This is a genomic window from Sporosarcina highlanderae, assembly GCF_030433715.1.
GTDB lineage: Bacteria > Bacillota > Bacilli > Bacillales_A > Planococcaceae > Sporosarcina > Sporosarcina highlanderae.
In genome coordinates this window covers 149819-171888 of sequence record NZ_JAROCC010000004.1, presented here as the reverse complement: position 1 = coordinate 171888, position 22070 = coordinate 149819, and the positions used below count along the sequence as shown (strand labels likewise).

Annotated in this window: 23 protein-coding genes and 1 tRNA gene; 15 read left to right on the top strand and 9 right to left on the bottom strand. The window is 36.6% G+C overall.

Going from position 1 to position 22070, the window contains the following annotated elements:
* Position 1 precedes the first annotated feature (1 nt).
* The 12 genes from sdhA (at position 2) to P5G49_RS06760 (ending at position 10147) form a co-directional block, all read left to right on the top strand.
* Positions 2–1756, top strand: coding sequence for a succinate dehydrogenase flavoprotein subunit (sdhA, locus tag P5G49_RS06815; RefSeq protein WP_301242738.1), 1755 nt, complete (start codon positions 2–4; stop codon positions 1754–1756).
* Between the two features lie 5 nt (positions 1757–1761).
* A complete protein-coding gene (sdhB, locus tag P5G49_RS06810; protein ID WP_301242737.1) occupies positions 1762–2559 on the top strand; it encodes a succinate dehydrogenase iron-sulfur subunit in 798 nt (265 codons plus the stop codon).
* A 188-nt stretch (positions 2560–2747) separates the two neighbouring features.
* Positions 2748–3191: an acyl-CoA thioesterase gene (locus P5G49_RS06805; RefSeq protein WP_301242736.1), complete on the top strand. Its 444-nt coding sequence runs from the start codon at positions 2748–2750 to the stop codon at positions 3189–3191.
* Positions 3192–3279: 88 nt separating this feature from the next.
* Positions 3280–3492, top strand: a complete 213-nt coding sequence (locus tag P5G49_RS06800) for a helix-turn-helix domain-containing protein (RefSeq protein WP_251627222.1) — start codon at positions 3280–3282, stop codon at positions 3490–3492.
* A gap of 231 nt (positions 3493–3723) precedes the next feature.
* Positions 3724–4131, top strand: coding sequence for a MarR family winged helix-turn-helix transcriptional regulator (locus P5G49_RS06795; protein WP_301242849.1), 408 nt, complete (start codon positions 3724–3726; stop codon positions 4129–4131).
* Complete coding sequence (gene racE / locus P5G49_RS06790) at positions 4128–4949, top strand: glutamate racemase (protein ID WP_301242735.1); 822 nt, start codon at positions 4128–4130, stop codon at positions 4947–4949. Before P5G49_RS06795 ends, racE begins: the two co-directional genes overlap by 4 nt.
* A 79-nt stretch (positions 4950–5028) precedes the next feature.
* Positions 5029–5781, top strand: coding sequence for a ribonuclease PH (gene rph / locus P5G49_RS06785; protein WP_301242734.1), 753 nt, complete (start codon positions 5029–5031; stop codon positions 5779–5781).
* 4 nt (positions 5782–5785) lie between these two features.
* The gene (locus tag P5G49_RS06780; RefSeq protein ID WP_301242733.1) at positions 5786–6400 is read left to right on the top strand and encodes an XTP/dITP diphosphatase; all 615 of its coding nucleotides are present in this window, start codon (positions 5786–5788) and stop codon (positions 6398–6400) included.
* Complete coding sequence (locus tag P5G49_RS06775) at positions 6397–6903, top strand: metallophosphoesterase (protein ID WP_301242732.1); 507 nt, start codon at positions 6397–6399, stop codon at positions 6901–6903. The genes P5G49_RS06780 and P5G49_RS06775 overlap by 4 nt, the downstream gene beginning before the upstream one ends.
* 70 nt (positions 6904–6973) lie before the next feature.
* Positions 6974–7047 (top strand) — tRNA-Arg (locus P5G49_RS06770).
* Between the two features lie 1462 nt (positions 7048–8509).
* Positions 8510–8779, top strand: a complete 270-nt coding sequence (locus P5G49_RS06765) for a hypothetical protein (RefSeq protein ID WP_301242731.1) — start codon at positions 8510–8512, stop codon at positions 8777–8779.
* 399 nt (positions 8780–9178) lie between these two features.
* Positions 9179–10147 (top strand): DNA-methyltransferase, encoded by a 969-nt coding sequence (locus P5G49_RS06760; RefSeq protein WP_301242730.1) that lies wholly within the window; start codon positions 9179–9181, stop codon positions 10145–10147.
* 27 nt (positions 10148–10174) lie between these two features.
* On the opposite strand, the gene P5G49_RS06755 is transcribed toward P5G49_RS06760, so the two are convergent.
* The 5 genes from P5G49_RS06755 to P5G49_RS06735 all read right to left on the bottom strand — a co-directional run bounded on the left by P5G49_RS06755 (position 10175) and on the right by P5G49_RS06735 (position 13306).
* Positions 10175–11056 (bottom strand): BglI family type II restriction endonuclease, encoded by an 882-nt coding sequence (locus P5G49_RS06755; protein ID WP_301242729.1) that lies wholly within the window; start codon positions 11054–11056, stop codon positions 10175–10177.
* Positions 11049–11324, bottom strand: a complete 276-nt coding sequence (locus P5G49_RS06750; RefSeq protein WP_363322168.1) for a helix-turn-helix domain-containing protein — start codon at positions 11322–11324, stop codon at positions 11049–11051. The genes P5G49_RS06755 and P5G49_RS06750 overlap by 8 nt, the downstream gene beginning before the upstream one ends.
* A 229-nt stretch (positions 11325–11553) precedes the next feature.
* A complete protein-coding gene (locus P5G49_RS06745) occupies positions 11554–12669 on the bottom strand; it encodes a site-specific integrase (RefSeq protein WP_301242727.1) in 1116 nt (371 codons plus the stop codon).
* Positions 12670–12757: 88 nt separating this feature from the next.
* Positions 12758–13081 (bottom strand): DUF771 domain-containing protein, encoded by a 324-nt coding sequence (locus tag P5G49_RS06740; RefSeq protein ID WP_301242726.1) that lies wholly within the window; start codon positions 13079–13081, stop codon positions 12758–12760.
* Positions 13082–13141: 60 nt separating this feature from the next.
* Entirely contained in the window at positions 13142–13306 is a 165-nt protein-coding gene (locus P5G49_RS06735; protein ID WP_301242725.1) for a hypothetical protein, read from the bottom strand.
* A gap of 1040 nt (positions 13307–14346) precedes the next feature.
* Between P5G49_RS06735 and P5G49_RS06730 the strand changes: the two genes are divergently transcribed.
* The 3 genes from P5G49_RS06730 to P5G49_RS06720 all read left to right on the top strand — a co-directional run bounded on the left by P5G49_RS06730 (position 14347) and on the right by P5G49_RS06720 (position 18285).
* Positions 14347–17427 (top strand): anti-phage protein, encoded by a 3081-nt coding sequence (locus P5G49_RS06730; protein ID WP_301242724.1) that lies wholly within the window; start codon positions 14347–14349, stop codon positions 17425–17427.
* 158 nt (positions 17428–17585) lie between these two features.
* Positions 17586–18014: a hypothetical protein gene (locus P5G49_RS06725; RefSeq protein WP_301242723.1), complete on the top strand. Its 429-nt coding sequence runs from the start codon at positions 17586–17588 to the stop codon at positions 18012–18014.
* Positions 18015–18033: 19 nt separating this feature from the next.
* A complete protein-coding gene (locus P5G49_RS06720; protein ID WP_301242722.1) occupies positions 18034–18285 on the top strand; it encodes a hypothetical protein in 252 nt (83 codons plus the stop codon).
* Between the two features lie 843 nt (positions 18286–19128).
* On the opposite strand, the gene P5G49_RS06715 is transcribed toward P5G49_RS06720, so the two are convergent.
* The 4 genes from P5G49_RS06715 to P5G49_RS06700 all read right to left on the bottom strand — a co-directional run bounded on the left by P5G49_RS06715 (position 19129) and on the right by P5G49_RS06700 (position 22069).
* Positions 19129–19650 (bottom strand): tyrosine-type recombinase/integrase, encoded by a 522-nt coding sequence (locus P5G49_RS06715; protein ID WP_301242721.1) that lies wholly within the window; start codon positions 19648–19650, stop codon positions 19129–19131.
* A gap of 84 nt (positions 19651–19734) precedes the next feature.
* Positions 19735–19944 carry a hypothetical protein gene (locus tag P5G49_RS06710; RefSeq protein WP_301242720.1) on the bottom strand — a complete coding sequence of 70 codons (210 nt, stop codon included), beginning with the start codon at positions 19942–19944 and terminating at the stop codon, positions 19735–19737.
* A gap of 51 nt (positions 19945–19995) precedes the next feature.
* Entirely contained in the window at positions 19996–20964 is a 969-nt protein-coding gene (locus P5G49_RS06705) for a tyrosine-type recombinase/integrase (protein ID WP_301242719.1), read from the bottom strand.
* A gap of 1 nt (position 20965) precedes the next feature.
* Entirely contained in the window at positions 20966–22069 is a 1104-nt protein-coding gene (locus P5G49_RS06700) for a tyrosine-type recombinase/integrase (protein WP_301242718.1), read from the bottom strand.
* Position 22070 lies beyond the last annotated feature (1 nt).

Genomic DNA, 22070 nt, shown 5'->3' with positions numbered 1-22070 from the left:
AATGGCAAAAGGCAGATTGATTGTCGTCGGCGGCGGACTTGCGGGCTTGATGGCAACTATCAAAGCTGCGGAAGAAGGAGTCGGGGTTGACTTATTCTCACTCGTTCCAGTTAAACGCTCCCACTCCGTTTGTGCACAGGGCGGCATTAACGGCGCAGTGAATACAAAAGGTGAAGGTGACTCACCGGCTATCCACTTTGACGACACTGTTTACGGCGGGGACTTCCTTGCGAACCAACCTCCTGTAAAAGCGATGGCTGAAGCAGCACCTGGGATCATCCACTTGATGGACCGGATGGGTGTTATGTTCAACCGTACACCTGAAGGATTATTGGATTTCCGCCGTTTTGGTGGGACGTTACATCACCGCACGGCTTTCGCAGGCGCAACGACTGGCCAACAGCTTTTATACGCATTGGATGAGCAAGTTCGCCGTCACGAAGTGGCAGGACTTGTTCAGAAATACGAACACTGGGAATTCCTCGGAGTTATTATGGATGATGAAGGAATTTGTCGTGGAATCAAAGCACAGAACTTGAAAACAATGGAAATCAAAGCATTCCCTGGGGATGCGGTTATCATGGCTACTGGCGGACCTGGAATTATCTTTGGTAAGTCAACGAACTCAGTTATCAACACTGGTTCGGCAGCTTCCATCGTTTATCAACAAGGTGCAAAATATGCGAATGGTGAATTCATCCAAATTCACCCGACAGCAATTCCAGGAGACGATAAACTTCGTTTGATGAGTGAATCTGCACGTGGTGAAGGTGGACGAATTTGGACATACAAAGACGGTAAACCTTGGTACTTCCTTGAAGAGAAATATCCTGATTACGGTAACTTAGTACCACGTGATATTGCAACACGTGAAATATTTGATGTCTGCGTTAACCAAAAATTGGGCGTAAACGGTGAAAATATGGTGTACTTGGATCTTTCACATAAAGATCCACGCGAGTTAGATATTAAGCTTGGCGGAATTATCGAGATTTATGAGAAGTTCACAGGCGATGACCCACGCAAATTACCAATGAAAATCTTCCCGGCTGTCCACTATTCAATGGGTGGATTATGGGTTGACTATGAACAGCAGACGAACATTCCTGGATTATTTGCAGCAGGTGAATGTGACTATTCACAACATGGTGCGAACCGTCTTGGTGCTAACTCACTACTTTCCGCTATTTACGGTGGAATGGTCGCTGGACCGGAAGCAGTTAAGTATATGCGCGGCGTAAAACGTACTGCTGACGAATTGCCATCTACAGTTTTCGAAACTGCTATAAAGGACGAGCAACAGAAGTGGGATGCAACATTGAAGATGGATGGAACCGAGAATGCTTATATACTTCATAGAGAACTTGGTGAAATCATGACTGATAACGTTACAGTTGTTCGTTATAATGATAAGCTACAAGAAACTGATAATAAAATTCAAGAGCTTCTTGAGCGTTATGAAAACATCAGTGTCACAGATACACAACAATGGTCGAACCAAGGTGCGACATTCACACGCCAATTGAAAAACATGCTGTACTTGGCACGGGTTATCACTCTTGGAGCGCTTAACCGTAATGAAAGCCGTGGAGCCCATTACAAGCCGGACTTCCCTGAGCGTGATGATGAAAACTTCTTGAAAACGACAATTGCAGAGTTCGACGGGAAATCTGCTCCGATCCTTTCTTATGAAGAAGTTGATGTATCCTTGATTCCACCTCGTAAACGTGACTATTCTGCGAAGAAGGAGGATTGACACCAATGAGTGAGCAAACAGCTGTCTTAGATCAGCAAGTTGCAAGTAAAACAGTAAAGTTTGAAATTCAACGTCAAGATACACCTGATTCAAAACCATATTGGGAAAGTTTTGAAATTCCATATAGACCGAATATGAACGTTATTTCAGCACTAATGGAAATACGACGTAACCCTGTCAATGCAAAAGGGGAAAAGACGACTCCTGTAAACTGGGACATGAACTGTCTTGAAGAAGTATGTGGTGCTTGTTCAATGGTAATTAACGGCCGTCCGCGTCAATCTTGTACAGCTTTGGTTGACCATTTGACACAGCCGATTAAACTAGAGCCGATGAGAACATTCCCTGTTGTCCGCGACCTTGTTGTCGATCGTGAATTCATGTTCGACTCATTAAAACGGATTAAAGCATGGGTTCCAATTGACGGAACGTATGATTTGGGTGAAGGTCCACGTATGCCTGAACGTAAACGTCAATGGGCATATGAGTTGTCAAAATGTATGACTTGTGGTGTTTGTTTGGAGGCATGTCCTAACGTAAATGACAAATCCAACTTCATCGGACCGGCTTTGATTTCCCAAGTTCGTCTGTTCAACTCCCATCCAACTGGTGCTATGAATAAGGACGAAAGACTTGCGACAATCATGTCGGACGGCGGTATCACTGAATGTGGCAACTCACAGAACTGTGTAGTTGCATGTCCAAAAGGTATTCCATTGACGACATCAATTGCTGCGATGAACCGTGCAACGACTGTTCAAATGTTTAAAAACTTCTTCGGAAGCGACCATATGGTTGACTGATTATCATCTTTAAAAGAACTGTCCAGAAAGTCGAACAACGACTCTCTGCGGCAGTTCTTTTTTATACGATGGGCTCGCGTCCATAGAATACCGCCTAATCGAAAATTTTGGATTCTATTGGATATTTACCGACTATTTGATATAATAAAAGAATGAATGTTCATTCATTAAAAGGGGGAGCAGTAAAGATGAGGATTACATATATTGAAGATATGGAAAAATGGGTAGAGGAATTCACATTCTCAGTATCTGTATCTGTTCGTTTTTCAGAAACTGATATGTATGGGCATTTAAATAATACAGTAACATTCGCTTATTTCGAATATGCCCGAATTGAATTTTTAAAGGAAATTGGTCATATGGCAGATTGGCTTGATCCGAAAGGAACGACAATACCTGTAGTTGCAGATTTACAATGTGATTATATGAAACAAGTCTTTTTTGATGAAAAATTGTCGATTTTTGTCAAAGCAGCTTCTGTTGGAAATAGTTCAGTTGATATACATTATATGGCGAAAAATGGTAATGGGGATATTGTTTTTACGGGTAGAGGAACAATTGTACAAATTGATCGGAAAACGGGTAAATCGGTTCCTTGGAAAACTGATCAAAAAACCGCATTTTCCTTATAGTTTTGATACACAAGCCGGCACAGCCTAAACCTTCTTCACATATTGTAAAGTGAACGTGGATAGGAGGGGGCGCGTCTTGACAGGAGAAATGAAAAACCGTTCATTGCTTACAGCAAGGGAGCGAGAAATCTTTAATCTATTAGTAGATGATCATACGACGAAGGAAATCGCGGGACGGCTCGGCATTAGCGAAAAAACCGTCCGGAACCATATTTCTAACACAATTCAGAAATTAGGGGTATCCGGAAGGGCACAAGCGATTGTCGAATTGTTGCGATTAGGGGAGCTTAAACTGAATTAAGCCATTGTCTTGCCGTTCAATCTAAAATGAGCGCCAAGTTAAAGTCAAAAGTATACCAACAAGGTTGAAATCCCCTGGAAATTTGAGACAAAACTGCTAAAACACTTAAAAATAGTTGCGTTCTATGTAGAAAAAGGTGACAATAAGTAGATAGTATTCGTTTTCAGGGAGCTGGTATACGTGGCAGAAAACAATGGTATTAGTTTTGACGGTGCCGATAACATTGCCCGGATGGAAAAAGAACTTCGATATATATCAGGGATCATTAAACAACAAGGTCGTAAAATCTTAAGCAATTATACAATTACCACTCCTCAGTTCATCGCCTTACAATGGTTATTTGAGCATGGCGATATGACCATTGGAGACTTATCCAATAAGATGTATCTTGCGTTCAGTACAACTACAGACTTGGTCGATCGAATGGAAAACAATAACCTCGTAAAACGGGTTCGTGATGAACAGGATCGACGCGTCGTGCGCATCCATTTATTGGTTGAAGGTGAGCGTGTAATTGAGGAAGTAATTGACAAACGTAGACAATACTTGAATAGCGTGTTAGAAGACTTTTCCGAAGTAGAAATCAATGAATTCTCCCGATTGTTAACTAAATTGCATAAAGAGATGATCAAAGATTGAATATCTCGAACAATGCTCCAATCGGGGTTATCGATTCCGGTGTCGGTGGTTTAACCGTCGTTAAGGAAATGATGAGTTTTTTACCTCAGGAAAAAATAATTTATATTGGCGATGATGCGCGGTGTCCATACGGGCCACGTTCAGTAGAAGAAGTGAAAAGATTCACAATGGAAATGGCTTTGGCACTTTCTGAAATGGGTATTAAGATGCTTGTTGTTGCTTGCAACACTGCTACTGCGGTGGCGCTGGACGACTTGCGGAATCGGTTCCCTTTTCCCGTATTAGGTGTTATAGAGCCGGGGGCAAGGGCTGCTTCGCTTGTTTCGTCAACCCGGAGAATTGTTGTATTAGGAACGGTTGGAACAATTAAAAGCAGAGCATATGAAAATGCAATTTCTGCTATTTCGGCAGAATCAGTAATTTATCCCCTTGCTTGTCCGGAATTTGTTCCTCTCGTTGAAAGTGGTCAATATAAACAAATGGATATTCGTCCGATCATGAAGAAATCCTTGGAGCCACTTGCCCATTTGGATTTTGATACGGCGATTTTGGGATGCACGCATTATCCTCTTCTGCATAATCACATTCAAGAGCAATTACCATGTGGAGTTACGATTGTATCTTCGGCAAATGAAACAGTTAAAGATGTCGAAAGAACGCTATCTGAACATGGTATTGCAAACAACCTTGTTGAACATAAAACACCGATCTTCTATACGACCGGAAGATTGGAAGACTTCATCGCAATTACTTCCGATTGGCTTGAAATTGAAAATCCCGATGTTAGACATTTAATACTAGGAAACCCGGAAGCCTGAAAAGGCGACCGGGTTTTTGCTTTGATGAAATTGTCTATGATAAGATGGATGCTGAATTCAACTAGTGGAGGTTATCCAAATGAGACATGATGGAAGAACTGCAGATATGGGAAGGCCGGTAACGATTGAGGCGGATTACTTGATCCATCCTGAGGGATCGGTATTGATTTCAGTCGGGAATACGAAGGTGATTTGTACGGCTACCATAGAGGAAAGGGTCCCCCCATTTCTAAGAGGAAGTGGACAAGGGTGGGTCACGGCGGAATATTCCATGCTTCCAAGAGCAACTGGTCAAAGGACTCAAAGGGAATCCTCAAGAGGTAAAGTGGGCGGAAGAACAATGGAAATCCAACGCCTTATTGGGCGTGCAATGCGTGCTGTGGTGGATTTAGAAGCCCTTGGCGAGCGGACAGTTTGGATAGATTGCGACGTCATTCAAGCAGACGGCGGTACGCGTACAGCGTCAATTACAGGGGCATTTGTCGCCATGTCTATAGCTGTTTCTAAATTAGTGGTGGAAAAAGAATTGAAGAAGTTCCCGATCCGGGACTATTTGGCAGCAATCAGCGTTGGAAAAACAGAGGAAGGTGTCCTTATTCTGGATCTCGATTACCCTGAAGATTCCGCTGCCGCTGTCGATATGAATGTTGTTATGACTGGTGCAGGTGAATTTGTGGAATTACAAGGTACGGGTGAGGAAGCAACATTCACAAGACAGGAAATGAATGACCTTGTGGAACTAGCGGAGTCAGGTATCCAGCGCCTAATTAAAATTCAAATGGAAGTTTTGGGTGAAATAGGATCGCGTATAGGCCGAAAGGAAGGTGAATAAATCGATGAAGAAGATCTTGATTGCGACAAACAACAAAGGAAAAGCAAAGGATTTCGAAGCGCTTTTCAATCCTTATAATATAGAGGTACTTACGTTAAATGACTTGGAGCAGGACATCGATGTAGAAGAGACTGGTGTCACGTTTGAAGAGAATGCAATTCTGAAAGCGGAGACTGTTTCTAGTCTTTTGGGGATCTCAGTCATTGCGGATGACAGTGGTCTTGAAATCGATAAGTTACACGGGGCTCCAGGCGTCTATTCTGCCCGTTATGCAGGCAAGGTGAAGAGTGACGAGGCAAATATCGATAAAGTCCTTTTGGAGCTTCAGGGAGTGCCTGAAGAGGAACGTACGGCGCGCTTCCGATGTGTTCTTGCAGTGGCGGGCCCGGGTCGGGAAACCGTAACATTTTCCGGTAGCTGTGAAGGGGTTATTTTGGAAGAGAGAAGAGGTACAAATGGCTTTGGCTATGACCCGATCTTCTTTAACCCTGAAATGGACCGGACGATGGCAGAATTATCGCCGGAGGAAAAAGGCAGCATATCACATCGGGGTGCAGCTCTGAGACAATTGGAGGAGCATTTGCCACAGTTATTAGGCTCAATTGGTGACCAGCAATGAAAATCGTTGTCATGAGTGATTCGCATGGTGATAAGGAAACGGTTGCAGCCGTTTCCGCATTGCCTGCGGATGCTATAGTTCATTGCGGAGATAGTGAACTATCAGCGAATGATCCGTTAGTAGGAGACATACATATAGTAAAAGGGAATTGCGATAGGGACTCCCGGTTTCCGGATTCACTTTTTATTGAAGTGGGGAACAAAAGGATGTTAATCGTCCATGGGCACGAGCATGACTGCAAACGGACATTGTTGCCATTGTTTTATTCTGCAAAGGAACAAGAGGCTGACATTGTACTTTTCGGTCACTCCCATTTGTATGGTGCAGAACTGCAAGACGGGGTCCTATTTGTCAATCCAGGAAGCACTTTGCTTCCGAGGGCTGGCAAGGAGCCCACATTTGCAGAAATTGAATGGGATGATGTAGACAGCTATAAGGTTTCGTTCAAAAATATGGATTTTGAAATCGTTAATTCGGTGGAAATAAAAAAATATCTAAAATAAGCGTTGACTTTTTTTGCGAGCCTGCCTATAATAAGATTTGTCGTTGGCAATCGTTGGTTGTTAACTGCATGTCTCAGTAGCTCAGCAGGATAGAGCAACAGCCTTCTAAGCTGTGGGTCGGGGGTTCGAATCCCTCCTGGGACGTAACAAGGTTAGGAAAGAATAAGTTTGATTTTATGAAATGCACTTCAAATCCTTAAATATACAGGGTTTGAAGTGTTTTTCTGTTTTTGTGATAGCGTAAGAAAAGGATAGAAAGTGAAAAGTTTCTACACAAATTCTACACATGTTGAAGTATCTTTAACGGAGAACAGCATCTAAATTCAATTAAGTGTTAAATTATTTTTTTAAAAAACATTATTTAAAAAATGAGAAGTGTAGCTATTGGGTAAATATAACACCAACACAATTTTCCGAAGAGTGATCTCTTATTATCTTTGATCGGCAAGCCCCTGCAAGGTATTTACCAATCAACGCGAACATTGTAGCTCCAGTACTGCATGCCGATGGGGAGAGAGCGGTTTTAACGGTTTTAACAGGATGACCGCAAAGCAAAGAGCTTGATCCTAAAATCGAGAGCGGTGTTTGTAACTAAGTCACTATATCATCTCGAAAGGACCTACAGGTTACGGAAAATCCTACTTGGTTAGTGCATTCGGCACATATCCGTCTGCCTGTGATCCCATACGGTGAAATACATTCGCTATCCAGAGTTACCTGATGAATTTTCTCTGGAGTGATTAGCTGAGGATGGTAGCTATCGGAACAAAAAACAGACGAATGTTGACTTCCTTTTACTGGATGAAAAGCTACTGCACGATTTAACGACTGGTGAAGCAGAAGCACTATCTGAGATTACCAAGCCCAGCTATAAAGTGGCTTTGACTATCCGATGTTCTAATATGGGACCAGGCGGATGGCATATGAAACTAGGAAATGAAACAATCCCTGAACAGTCCTATACTGTATTATCCAAAACTCCTATCATATGCTCATAGATGGAGGTGTTTCAATACGTAAGCGTCATGGGGGGGTTAGGAGGGCCTTATGATCACCGGTGAGGGGGAGAAGCATGTTGTGGAATACTTATTTCATAATCATCTACCAGACGAAAACAGCATGAACTTGTGACATGCTTAAACTGAGCATCATTTCAAGCTTCTAATGTTGAAGAGAGATCGACCACAATGATACAAGGATAAATTGATGTAGTTTCAACAGATGGTAGTCGGATAGTGGACTGGGAGACGAACAGAAGAAAATACGATCGTGACAACCAAGTCGGACTCTATGCATGGGCTATTAGCTAAAATAAGAATCAAGAATCAGTAGAAGGCAATTTATACTTCCTTAGAATTAGATAGATCAGTAAATTTGTTTTCAAACAGGCTGATATGTAAAAGTCTCGACAATGGGCTTTAGCAGCGGCAAACGAAGTAACTTCTAAGTATGATACCTTTGATTTGTTGGATTATGAGATGGAGAGTATATTTCCATCGACTCCTTCTAGTTATTGCAGTCATTGTCCGTTTGTTTTGGAGTGTTATCGGAAGTCCCTTCGAGTATAAGAATCGGATTCCATATCGTTTGCAAAGGGGAACTCGAAATGAAGTTTATAGATACGAAATTTCAATTGAAGATTGAAATGCTTAAAGCAATGGCTTTAATGGATAAAGCGATTACCGTAAAAGAAATCAACCATAATCAAAATAACAGGGAATTAATCTTCACAAGTGAATATTGGATTGCGGATGGTCCGATTTCTCAAAAAATTGTCTTACGAAATGAAGAATACAATTTATTTGAACAAGCCGTTACAATTGAAGATGTTTGCAGGATTTATGAAATCATATTCGATATAAAAAACACCGGTTGAATCGGTGTTTTGCTATTTTATTTTGATTAGAGTGAATATATTAACGATTTAAGATACAAATCAAGATATCAGCGATATATGCTATAACCCGAAATCCAGGAGGATATTAATAATCACTTGTTATTCTTTCGTCAAACTTAGGTCCCTTATTGCTTTTACCACTTATTCTAAATCCAAGTTTAAATAATCTCATTTTTCCCGAAAAATACACATTCACTCACCACACGAGGTGGCTTTAGATTTATTTAAATCGGAGATTCTTCATTATGATTTTTCTTTTGAATTTTCCCTTATGTTAGGATCGGTTGTCGTATAAATCTATCCTGTTATAATAAAAACAAAGGTTAAAAAATCGTGCAAAGCTTTTGTTCAGATTGATAAATGGATAGGAGAATAAATGTGAAAAATAAAAATCAATTTCTTGAAATAAATAATATTCATCATGGAGATTCGACAGAATTACTTAAAATGATCACACCTAATTCAATTAATTTAAGCATATGGTCGCCACCATATCATGTAGGGAAAGAATATGAAAAAGATCAAACCTATGATGAGTGGAAAAGTATGATGTCAACTGTAATTAGACTTCATTTTGAAATACTAAAACCAGGAAGTTTTCTTGTTATAAATATTGATGATATATTGGCCTTCAAAGATCCAACCATTCCAAAATTTCAAGCGGCCAATACTGCTAAATTAAGGGTTGGTGTTACAAAAGAAGACATCTTAAGTAAGCTTGAGCAAGAACCAAGTCTTACAAAACATCAATTGGCAGCAATTTTTGGTTGTAGTGAACAAACTATTGATAGACGACTAAATGGAAATAACATAAGAGGAGGAAAGTATGCAGATCAAACGAGAGTTAAATTAGTAGGTGGTTTAATTGAAGAGTTTGCATATGAGGCAGGATTATATTTATATGATAGAAGAATTTGGTCTAAAGACCCCGCATGGCAAACCTCGCAGTGGCACTCAAGTTCATACAGGTCAGTTCAGGAATTTGAATACTTGTACTTCTTTTGGAAACCGGGGGAAACACAAATTGACAGGAGTAAGTTGACAAAAGAAGAGTGGGTAACGTGGGGAAGCAGGGGGATATGGGAAATCCCATCCGTTAGGAGAAATGATGACCATGTAGCAAAGTTCCCTGAAGAGTTACCGAGAAGGGTAATTAAATTACTAACCAATGAGGAAGATTTGGTTTTAGATTGTTTTATGGGAAGTGGAACAACAGCTGTTGCTGCAATTAAAGAAAATAGAAAGTATATAGGTATTGAAAAAGAACTGAAGTACGTAAGTCTATCCCGGAAAAATATAAATAGAGTTCTTAATGAAATAGAAGTAGAGCAAATTTCTTTCTTCTAAAAAAACAGTCTTATGGTAGACTGTTTTTTAAATTATTATATCTTGTACTCTCCATGGATGAATCGTTTTTAAAATATCAAACGATACTCGACACCTTAGCTTTCGTGAGGCTTTGCTTTTGTCGTCTTTCCCTGGAAAAAAGAGTTTAGGATACTGTGACAAATAATTCGGATTTTCAGTTAACAGAAGGCCATTGGGAACACAAATTACACGAATTTTTTCTAAAGGTTGTCCAGTACCTTTAGATTCAATAGACAGCATTTTATATATTGGCTTCAGATATATATGGAGAACCGGTGCAACTGTATTGTCACTTAATATATACAATGGAGGAATGGCTGGCCAAAAGTCATGAGAAGCTCTTGAACCAACGGCGTGCATTACATTATTATATACTGAGTGATTTGGTGCATTCCATAATCCGTCTCCTGAAACCTGATAAGGCGAGAGGACAATATTTTCTGCATCATCTCTAGGGCCGACTGATTTAATATCCGAAAAAAACATTACACAATCTGTAAAGTTTGTAAAGTTCTTCAGTTCACTGGAGATTAATAAAAATCTATCATCTGGTCCGGCTGGTAATCCTACTTCCCTTATTGTAAACCTGTTTCCAATTAAACGTGAAAGCTTTCGCCCGATAGCATGTTCACCGACTTCAATCCATGGTATTTGATCCCCTTTTGGTTTACGGCCCCTGTCTTCCGGAGGATATAGAGCCCAATATGGATGAAGGAAGCTTGCCTCGTTATAGTCCGTTACGAATTCCTGCAGGTTGTTTTTGATTATTTCAACGGTCTTATTCGTTACGAACTTTTCCAAATTAATTAATTCTTGAAAGTTTGTTATATAATGTGATCTGGCCTGATGATACAACTTAAAACGTATAGAACGGTTTAGATTATACATTACCTTTGTTTCCTCTACTTTTAGAGAGGATAACTTCGACCTCCTTAATAAGTATGGAGGGAGTTGTGTTTAGGTGATGTGATAGTGTGAATATTGATTTTAAAGATGGGTTTCTTTTACCTCTTTCTAACAATCCAATATAGGTTCTATCCAGATTACATAGCAATGCTAAAGTTTCTTGACTATACCCTAAACTATTTCTTTTTCTTTTAATTGCTTCGCCGAAAGCTGAGTTTAAGTCCAAACAAATCCCCCCCCTATAAAGCATTTTCATGGAATCGGAATGGACAGTCGACGGACAATAGTCATCTTTCGGATTAGCTTTACTTTAGACAGAGAATAAAGGTGAGTTTTATTATTAATGTGTATTTGAATCTGAATTTTTAGTTTTTAAGTGGTATCCAAAGAGTGGTTAACTTTCCATATTTGCGCTGATCCTTCCACTGGAACCTACAAGTAGTTGAAAGTATAAAAGATGGAATGAATATAAAATATTTTCACACAATTAGTAGGTGTTCGAAGATATCGTTTGCTTGTTTCGAATCACGTTCACGCAATTCTTTTAAAACGTGAGCATAGGTAGATGTAGTAATATCGATGTTTGAGTGCCCAAGGCGTTCTGATACATATAAAATTGAAACTCCTTTGTAAAGTAAAATACTTGAATGTGTATGTCTTAGTCCGTGGACAGTAATGAGCGGTTTAATATTTAAACGCTTTAAAATGGAGCGAAGGGCATTATTAAGCCTGTCATTTGATATTACAGATATATCTGAGGCTGGTTCAAAAAAAACTAAGTTATGCACATTAGCGGGATTATCTTTTACGGTAATTAGATGTTTTTTCAATGCTAACATTGTCATTTTATCGATACTAACAGTCCGTTCTGATTTTTCAGTTTTTAATGAGCCGAAACCACCGCCTTCTTTGTACTTCCATTGTCGAAGTACCCTAATCCGATTGTTTTTAAAATCTAAATCATTAATACATAAGCCAATTAACTCTCCATATCGTAGCCCTGTAGACAAGGCTAAAATCAGCATAATATTTTCAATGCCTCGCTCAATATTTTTGTGTAAATCTTGTAGTAGCAATTGGCTACTTGTATAATCCAGATATTTGTTAGAACTCTTTTTACCTGAGGTACCTGAGATAGTGACATTTCGTGTGAAATCATTTTTTATTAATCCTTCTTCAATAGCTTCTTTTATACAAGTACGAATATAGCCATTTAGTTTCCGATTAGTATCCTTTGCATTTATTTCTCCTAGCCCATTAAGAAAAATTTGGTAGTCCCGCTTAGTGACTTTTTGAATAGGTGTTTCATTAAAATAGCTAAGAATTTTGTTGTAAGTGGCTTGATAAGAATTTAATGTAATAGTACCAACATCCATCTTATACGTTCTAAACCACTCTAAAAAGTACCGAGCAAAGGATATATCCTTTTTAATGTATATTAATCCTTGCGCTATATCTGCTTCAATTTGTGCAGCTGCAACAGAAGCCTCTTTTTTTGTGCGAAATCCTCCTTTACGTATTGGTTTATAGCGGCCATCCACAATTCTACTTACACAATATTGCCAGGTTGATCCACGTTTTGTAATGCTTGCCACAGCTTGACGCTCCTTTTACATTGATATACGAATAAGCATTTCCGATATTGTAACAGTTTATAATGTGGAAATATTCCTTATTTAAATTCTAACTTCTGAATATATCATTGAAGTTTTCATCTAAAAAATTTGCCATTAGTAATGCATGCATGCTCCAAGGCTCACCTTTTTTTTTAGGATAAAAAACAAAGCCTCCAGTGCTGCAATCCAATTTAGATTTGAAACGGGGATTATATAATATATTTTGTTTAATCCAATCTTTTTTCCGCCCAATTCGTTTTTCTAAATCAACCATTGACCAATATACACCCAGAAGATCAGCTTTTTTTAATGCCTCAAATTCAAGCTTTTCAATTATGACTTGCGATTCAGGAATTGTAATTATTAACTCGACATTAAGTTTTTGATTCAATATTTTTTCACCTTTCTGGGATTGTTCTTAAAAATGATATTAGTATATATTGCTTATTGCTTATTGCTTATTAACAATAGACTCGTCATAAGTTGGTTTTACTGTAGAAGGATTAGTCTCAAGTTCTAACTCGTTTTGTGTATTTAGTTCTATATCCCATTGTTTTAATATTTCTAGTGCATTCCTACGTTGCTTTAGCAAATGTTTGTAATCATTGTTATACATATAAAAAATCCTCCTAAAAAATTATTGTTTTAGAAAGGATTTCTTTTTTTTATTCTTTTTTACGTTTGACCAAATTATTGGTCAAGGATTAATTAAATTGTTTATGCTCGATAGTATAGCAAGCTATTGATTGCAGGGAATACCTTTGTTTTGTATTGATATTCGTTTCGAATAGACTAGATATTTAATTTTAATGGAATGCTGCACCATCGGGGAAGGAGGCATACTTCATGTAGGGTTTCAGCATAGATGCAGCTGGTATTAAACTTTTCTTTTTTACACATCGACCATAGAGAAAAACTTGGGCTCCCCTGCCTATTTTTGAAAGGAACAAAAATAAAGGATACAATTTTAATGCGGAATTTTGTAATTATAGTTCGCAATAAGGAGAAGAAGTTATTTGGCAGAAGATATATTTACTTTACTGAAGAAAAAGGGAACTAGCGAAATTCATAACTTGATTCGTACAATGTATTTTAAAAAGACGAAACCAGCAAGGAGATAGATCGAACTCTATTATTTTGGATGGTAGAAGTGAAGATGCCGAAAAGAAGGAAACCCTGCGCCACAGAGCTATTTATTAAGGGGATAATCGTTTTGACTGGGCCACTAATAATTAACTCATAATCTTACACAGGGAGGCGGTCGAGACGGCTCGTTGTCAAACCAGAACATCTTGGTTACATTGAATTCCTTTGTTATAAGAAAAAATGGTCCTAAAATACAAAATACTTGTACTTTCGCACTCACTTCAAAAATTAAGTCAAGCATCTTCTATTTTGCATATATGCAATTGTAGTGTAATAGCCACAAGTACTTAACACTAAAGGAGCCACCGAAAAATTGTCATTGATGGCTAATTGTCATGCGTGATAAAAGAGCACATTTGGTTTAGATATTTCAGTTCAATAATGGTTATTGCATTAGCAAACCTAATAATTTCCCAACTTGAAAATGACTTTCATCTCATGATTACTCAAATAATTTTTAATTTAATGTATAATAAATTGAAAAGCTTGGAAAAAAGGGGGAATACTGAATTGGAAATAGGGTTTATACACTTAAGTGATATTCACTTGAGGGAGACAGGGAACTATATAAATAAAAAACTTGGTAAATTGCAAGATGCTGTTTTGTCAGATTTGTATGGTTTGGAAAGGATATTCTTAATTGTTTCAGGGGATATAGCGTATTCTGGCAATCACAAAGAATTTGAAGTTGGATTTGATATATTAAGCGAATTAATTGCTATATTAGAAGAAAAGACAAAGTTGATGTTAAATGTAATCATTATTCCAGGGAACCATGACTGTGATTTTAGTGGAAATTTGGTTGTGAGAAATAATCTTCTTGATATTCTCGATTCATCGAATTTAGAAGAGGAAATAGTGAATGAGATCTGTAAGCCATTAGATTCTTATTATGAATTTGAGGCTATATTTCAAAATGATGAAAACATAGTTTTCAAAGATAGACTGTTTAAACAACTCAGATTTGAAATAGATGGGTATAGTATACAATTTAATTGTTTAAATACTCCGTGGGTCTCACTAAGAAAAGAATTGCCCGGAAAGATGATTTTTCCCTTGGACAAGTATAAAAATTACTTAGAAAACAGTGCGGATTTATCCATTTCTCTAATGCATCATCCGAGTCACTGGCTTCACCCAAACCGGAAAAGACAGGTGGATGAGTTATTGAAATCAAATAGTGATATGGTCGTTACTGGACATGAACACACAATAACGAATTCGATTAATTTGGACTTTAATGATAACAGGACCATTTACTTGGAAGGAAGTGCATTACAGACAAATGATTCTGAGGAAAGTATATTTTCTATATTTAAAATAGACATGAAAACAAAATTACTGTCAAAAAATGATTTTCATTGGAAGGATAACTATTATTATAAGGAAGAAGTTATTAAAGATAAAGAGATAGATATTAGTAAAACGTTTAAAAGAAATAAAATAAAAAATAATTTTTTATTATGGCTAAATGACTTAGGGATATCAATCAAACACCCAAGACTTGAAGAAAATGCTATTTTAAATGATTTATACGTATTTCCTAATGCAAAATATATAAGGTTTGATGAACAAAAAGAAAATAAGGATAAAGATGTAAGTTTATCTAAATTTGTTAAATTGGATGAACACAAAAAAATCTTCATCGCAGGACAGGAAAACTATGGGAAAACCTCGTTTTGTAAAAAAGTTTTTGAGGCCTCATACAAAAAAGGACATATACCCATTTATATTTCAGGCAGAATGCTAAGAAGTAGTAATTTAAAAGATTTCATGAAAACATTAAGTAAGCAATTTATGGTCCAATATGATGAAGAAAGCCCGGGACAGTTTGAACAGATGGATAAAGATCAGGTAACAGTAATAATCGATGATATCGACAAGTCAGCTTTGAATGTTACCCATAGAAACTTGTTAATCTCTAATATAAACAGAGTTTATACAAACCTTGTAATCACCGCAAGTGAATTAACAAAATTTCCGGATTTGATTAGCGATGTTGATCATAACCATTTTGAAGGCTTTATTAAATTAGAAATGCTGGCTTTTGGCCATAGATTAAGAGGGGAATTAATAGAAAAATGGAATAGGATAGGTTCATTACAAACAAGGGATGAATCAGAGTTAATTAAGAACATAGATAAGAATGAAAAAACCGTGTCAGCTGTGATTGGTAATAACTTCATACCTTCAGTACCCTTTTTTATTCTCGTTATTCTACAAACTGAAGAATCCAACCAATCAAATCTTCGAGAAAGCGCTTACGGTTATTATTATGAATATCTAATAAGCCAATCATTAATGAATATAAAGCTAAAGAATGAGGATATTGATGCATTTAACAATTATATATCCCATCTCTCATATAGTTATTTTAAAGACAAAGTCTTTGAGAAATCAAGAAGAGAGTTGTTGGTATTCCATCAAGATTATTGTCTGAAATACGATTTGACAATTGAGTTTTCTGAGTACGAAAAGAAACTAATAGAAGCCTCAATAATTATAAAGGTTGGAGAAAATTACCTGTTCAAATATAAGTATATATTTTATTATTTTGTCGCAAAATATCTATCTATTCGTATGATGATTGGTGATGAAGAAATAAAAGATATAATAAAAAGTATGTGCAATAAATTATATATAGAGGAATATTCCAATATTATAATGTTTTTATCGCACCTTTCCAAAAACCCAATCATTCTTAATGGTGTGTTAGAAAGTTCACGATATATACTAAACGAATTTGAACATACCAAGCTTGAAAATGATATACAATCATTTAATGAACTTATCACAACTATACCCCGAATGGTTATCGATCATAAAGATACCTTGGAAAACAGACAAGTACGCCAGAGTGCTATTGATGAAATGGAAAGAGCACATATTGAATCATCCTCTTCTACTGAAGGAATAATGAGGATAGAGGAAGAGGATCATTATGAGCAATTTGATATTATTTCTAAGATTAATTGGGCAACGAAAAATATTGAAATAATGGGGCAAATTTTAAAAAGTTATTATGGTTCCACCCCAGCTAAAGATAAGTTACTTCTCGGGGAAGAAATTTTCCTGTTAAGTATGAGAGCATTAAATACTTTTCTAAAAACCTTTTCGGATAATAAGGAGAATCTTCTAAAGGAAATAGAAAGAGTTATTATGGAAAAAAACATAGATGATGATGATGATGAAAAAGTAAGTAATATCTCAAGGAAATTTGTATTTAATCTAATGACAGCCATTTCTCATTATTTTATCAAAAAGGTTTCAATTTCAGTGGGGACACTCAATTTAGAGGATACATTTTTTAAAATACTTGAACAGAACGATTTAGTCTCGTTCAAGTTGATTGACCTTTCAATTAAATTAGATCACGGACATGCCATACCATTTAGGGACATCGAAAGATTCGTAAAAGATTTACCTGAAACGAATTATCTGGCATTACACATTTTAAGAATGTTGGCTGTGGAACATATGTATATGTTTTATGTAGATTTTAAGGATAGAGATAAATTAATAGGTATTTTGGAATTGAGCGACACTACAAGACAAAAAATAAGTTTATCAAGTACAAAAAGACTTAATTAACAGTATTTTCCCATAAAGCTGTCCTATCTATTATATTTGTTTTTAGACACCGGCTGTCTTAAAAGGTCTAAATTGGTTCTTGAGAGTATTCCTATTCCTAAGAGATACGTTTAGGAATAACTTACTATAAAACATATGGGCAGGGGGCGTAGCAATTTATGCACTCTGTCTTTTTTTATACCTATCTTGGTGTGTTCGAAACCTATCTTGGTATGTTCGAACGACGATTGACGACAATCGATGCCGCTGGTGGTTTAGATGGCATTTTACGCGATGATCCCAAAATGCAAGAATTGGCCGCCTCCGCTTTTCATGAGAATAAGGAACGGCTGGAGGCATTGGCCGATGTAAAGGACGATATAATCATCGAAATCCGCGAACGATTTTATGATTTTGAGGAATTGGAGCAACGGGCGCATAAACAAGCCGCCGCCGTTGAATCGCTGGAAAATGAGATTGACGAGTTAAAAAAATTTGTTCCGTCCGTTGATTTCACGCCAAAAGCGAAATATCGCCATAAAGGGGCGACCGTGCCGCGTTCGATCAATCTTCTCTTTTCAGACGTCCGAAAACATTGGAAAACTTAAAACGGGAGGGGGTTTTGAAATGACAAGGCACTCTTTTACATTCGATGAATTGCAAGAGTTGGAGGAAAGAATCCAGAAAAAGGCGCGTCTTGAACTTGAAATGGAACGGGAATTGGCGACGGTCGAGGAAACGATCAAACAGAAGTTTTTAAGTGATGAAATCCAGCCAAAAACCGTGAATGAAATGCTACGGGCGCAATTTGAAACGCACCCGGAGCGCCGGCTTTTCTCGCCACGGCTATCATGCCAGCCACACGAAGTAAAGTTGTGAGTTCATTGATTGAGGGCCTTCCCAGGTTATTATCGAAGGACCTTAATTAATGGGGCTCCCTATTCCGCAATGGTGGCCCTATTTTATGCACTTCAAGACTACGCATAAGCGGCTCAATTGATCCGCAATAATCATTCAGCAACAAAACAGAAATGTTGAGGGCACTAAATGCGTAAAAGTACCCTATGATGATACTGTGGTATCAAAGGAAATTTTGGGTCTATTGTTCGGTATTTATCTAATGAGGGGGGGAATGACCATGGGAAATGTAAAAGATGGATTCCTCGTTATCCGCTAAATAAGTACTGTAACGCCCTGCATATTTGTATTTAAGCGTTTTTGTTTATTTTATTAGTAGAATCGAAATTTATAGGGGAGATACCTAATATTAATAATATCCGTATTTTTTATGACCTAATCAAGAAGCTGAGGGTGATTCTATGCGTAAAGTACTTGTGAATAAAGTGCGATATAAAAAGTGCAATGATGTATTGATTTTAGCTACTCCATTCATGAAAAAAAATGATAGTATTTCTATTTTCAAGTAAGTCAGCTGTTGGATATTAGAAACCAGTATATTTACGTAAAAAAAGACCGGCAGGGCTGCCGGTCTGAAAAGTGTCCAATGTAATGGATATTGTTCGGTACATTGCTATGATTTTGGGGTTCACTCTTTCCCCATGTTTCATTTCTTACCATAAGAATCTGAGCATTTTATGCCTCAGCTAAGATTGTATCCTTTATCGGTTGGTCCAAATGAAGTTTTTTTCATATTACCTTTGGTAATCTGCCAGGGATTGACTTATCACCTTCAGGAAATTTCACTTTCCTTTGTAAATCCAATTACATATTAACCACCCTAATATACTTGTTAGTAAAATAATCGTCACTATGGCCAAATAAATATGTTAAAGATTCGATGCTATAACCAGATTGGTATAAGTGGATAGCTCTGCTTATTCTAAAGCCACAAACAGAATCATAATCAGGAATTAAATTAGGTTCTTTTATTCTTGCTCTTTTAATATACATACGAAGGTGCCTACAGATTTCGGCTTGTGTTATATTATATCCTTGATAGAAAAGCTTTTGATTTTCCTTTAAAGAATTTTGAAGTATATATTGTTCAACTAATTCTGTAGTCGAAGTAGACAAATTAATTATTCTGTTAGTCTTCAAACTCTTATTTTTAATAACACAATTATTCCGTTTTAAATTTAAATCCTTAACTTCCAAATTAATAATTTTGTTTACTTTAGCTGCAGTTTTATATAATAAATTAATTAAGACAAAGTGCAACCAAACTCTTGCATCATCGATAATAGCTTCCAAAGAAAAATAATTACCAGTTTTTCCGAATCTCATTTCGATTTCCTCCAACCTATTTATTATTTATAAATAGTGTTGGAGATTTCACTTTTCTTTATACTTGTGTTAAAATATTTTCAATTAACAGTTCCGATTGGTTTTTTGCTTTGAGTCAATGTCCTTCTCCAACATTTCGATTTTTGCTCTAATTTCTTTTAAAGAAAGGATAGAGTGATCGATGCTCCATCCTTGTTTGCCTTTGAAATAGTCATCAATTTCTTTTAGTAATTCTTCATAGCCGTCTCTAATTTGCAGGGTTCTATTTATTTTATTGTTCGAATTAGTCGTCATTGGGGTCCCCTCTTTCTTAATGATATTTGGATCAACGTAATTATATTGTTATTACTTTATTTTGTTTTTTAGGTATTGCCTGATTATTTCATATTCAGGCATATTAAAATTTTTATTTCTTACATAGTGAGGATCTATATATATCATAGTTGCAGCTATGCTTTCTTGTCCTAATAATTGTCCGATAATATCTATAGATGTTCCTTGATCCGCCATTAAGTTTGCAAAAGTGTGTCTTGTTCCATGAGCAGTCATATCAGGTAATTTTGCCAAAAGTAAATATTCTTTTAATAAATTATTTACATCCCACGTAGTAAATCTACTTCCGTTATCCTTTACAAACAAATAATCTGAGGCACCCTTTTTTCTTTTTTTAATATATTTCTGTATCTCAATTCCCATATCTGGTTTTAAATATACCAGCCTGGGATGCCTATTTTTAGTTTTAATTAAATGAAAAGTATTGTTTTTGGAATCAAAATCCATACATCTTAGGTTAAGAATTTCAGAAATTCGACAACCTGTTGAGATTAAGACTGTAAACAACAGCACTTCTGTTATGGTATCTTCGGAATGGGTAATAATTGAATTCAATAATTTAATTATATTACCTCTAGTTAAAGCTTTCGGAAACTTTTTTTCCGATAAGAAATCTTTTATCCGAAATTCCATAGTCATCAAAGGATTTGAAAGGGCGAAGTTTTTTTCGAGGAATTTAAAAAAGCTCATTAATGATTTATAATTGTCATTAAGTACATTATAACTTTTACTATTCGCCAAGAGAAATTGAAAATAACTGTCAATCAGTTCACCATCTATTGGTAAATGCTTAAGTGGTTTTCCTGTTGAGTCCTTTAATAAATATATTTTATCGAAATAAATTTTATGTTGATCAGTATCCATTTGAATAGCCAAAAAAGAAATGAATTTTTTGATATAAAAAATATATCTTACAATTGTTGATTCCGCTAATCGGACATTTTTTTTGTAAATATCTAACAGTTCCGTTGCGGATTTCATTCTAATCCTCATCCTTATCGTCATTAAGTGCGTTTAATAGACGCTCAAATGGAAACGGAAATTTATTAATGATCTCATCCCTTAAATCCTCACCGTGTAATTTTGTATAAACTTTTGTTGTTTGTGGGTCTTCGTGCCCTAACATGTCAGCCAGCAAATGTCCCTCAATTCCCACTTTAATACATTTAACTGCAAATGTATGCCGAAATGAATGAGTCGTCATATATGAAAGCTCAGGGACACATTTACGAATTCTTTCAATCAGATATCGAATCGTTCTTGTAGGAAAATTCCTTTTACGTTCAATGCCTTCATCCCTTGCAAACAAAAAACCTTCACATGTAGGACTCCATTCTTTCATTCCGCTTTTTTGTAAATATAATAATATCTCATCTTTCAGTTTCGGGTAGATAGGGATAATTCGATCCTTTCTCCATTTGCTGTCGTAAATGAAGATTAAATCATTCTCTATATCAAAATCCTTTACTCTTATTTTGGAAATCTCGCTTACCCGACAACCAGTCAATAATAAAAACATTATCATGGCCCTGCAACGTGAGGGTTTTGAAAAGTCTTTTATTGTTTCAAATATTTTTGGGATGTGATCATCATGTATATAACGGGGGAGTATAGTTGCCTTTTGTATTGTGAACTTATATCCCAAAGATTTATTTGTATAGTCCATTTCAAAAGCGAATTTTAGAAGACTCTTAATAATCGCATTATACTTATTTATTGTTTGTATCGAATATCCCGCGTTATTATTACTTTCGTGTATAATTATATCATTCAAAATTATTTCGTTAAGTTCGTTTATTTTCAAAGATGGATTGTTGATGTATAAGTATGACTTTACACGCTTGAGGAAGTTATTATAAGTTGTCCATGTTTCTTTAGAACGCTGATTTACCTTAACCATCTTCTCTAAGTGCTCAAGGTACTTATCAATGACAAAAATAGCCGTTTGGACATTCACGACAGGCACGTTTTGTGTTTCAGATTCATTACCATTCGATTCAAGGAAATTTATTAGTGATTTCTCTGAAATGCCTAATTGACTACATATTTCTTCAATGGAAAGATTGATTGATTTCTCAATTACCATA

Excerpts from the sequence above, each read along its gene's own strand:
- P5G49_RS06800 (WP_251627222.1), top strand. The coding sequence starts at position 3,280 with ATGAAAAACCGTTCATTGCTTACAGCAAGGGAGCGAGAAATCTTTAAT.
- P5G49_RS06765 (WP_301242731.1), top strand. The coding sequence starts at position 8,510 with ATGAAGTTTATAGATACGAAATTTCAATTGAAGATTGAAATGCTTAAA.
- P5G49_RS06700 (WP_301242718.1), bottom strand. The coding sequence starts at position 22,069 with ATGGTAATTGAGAAATCAATCAATCTTTCCATTGAAGAAATATGTAGT.
- P5G49_RS06705 (WP_301242719.1), bottom strand. The coding sequence starts at position 20,964 with ATGAAATCCGCAACGGAACTGTTAGATATTTACAAAAAAAATGTCCGA.
- P5G49_RS06715 (WP_301242721.1), bottom strand. The coding sequence starts at position 19,650 with ATGAGATTCGGAAAAACTGGTAATTATTTTTCTTTGGAAGCTATTATC.
- rph (WP_301242734.1), top strand. The coding sequence starts at position 5,029 with ATGAGACATGATGGAAGAACTGCAGATATGGGAAGGCCGGTAACGATT.
- P5G49_RS06750 (WP_363322168.1), bottom strand. The coding sequence starts at position 11,324 with ATGCTTTATAGGGGGGGGATTTGTTTGGACTTAAACTCAGCTTTCGGC.
- sdhB (WP_301242737.1), top strand. The coding sequence starts at position 1,762 with ATGAGTGAGCAAACAGCTGTCTTAGATCAGCAAGTTGCAAGTAAAACA.
- P5G49_RS06775 (WP_301242732.1), top strand. The coding sequence starts at position 6,397 with ATGAAAATCGTTGTCATGAGTGATTCGCATGGTGATAAGGAAACGGTT.
- P5G49_RS06805 (WP_301242736.1), top strand. The coding sequence starts at position 2,748 with ATGAGGATTACATATATTGAAGATATGGAAAAATGGGTAGAGGAATTC.
- P5G49_RS06780 (WP_301242733.1), top strand. The coding sequence starts at position 5,786 with ATGAAGAAGATCTTGATTGCGACAAACAACAAAGGAAAAGCAAAGGAT.
- sdhA (WP_301242738.1), top strand. The coding sequence starts at position 2 with ATGGCAAAAGGCAGATTGATTGTCGTCGGCGGCGGACTTGCGGGCTTG.
- P5G49_RS06720 (WP_301242722.1), top strand. The coding sequence starts at position 18,034 with ATGACAAGGCACTCTTTTACATTCGATGAATTGCAAGAGTTGGAGGAA.
- P5G49_RS06725 (WP_301242723.1), top strand. The coding sequence starts at position 17,586 with ATGCACTCTGTCTTTTTTTATACCTATCTTGGTGTGTTCGAAACCTAT.
- P5G49_RS06710 (WP_301242720.1), bottom strand. The coding sequence starts at position 19,944 with ATGACGACTAATTCGAACAATAAAATAAATAGAACCCTGCAAATTAGA.
- P5G49_RS06795 (WP_301242849.1), top strand. The coding sequence starts at position 3,724 with ATGGAAAAAGAACTTCGATATATATCAGGGATCATTAAACAACAAGGT.
- P5G49_RS06755 (WP_301242729.1), bottom strand. The coding sequence starts at position 11,056 with ATGTATAATCTAAACCGTTCTATACGTTTTAAGTTGTATCATCAGGCC.
- P5G49_RS06735 (WP_301242725.1), bottom strand. The coding sequence starts at position 13,306 with ATGTATAACAATGATTACAAACATTTGCTAAAGCAACGTAGGAATGCA.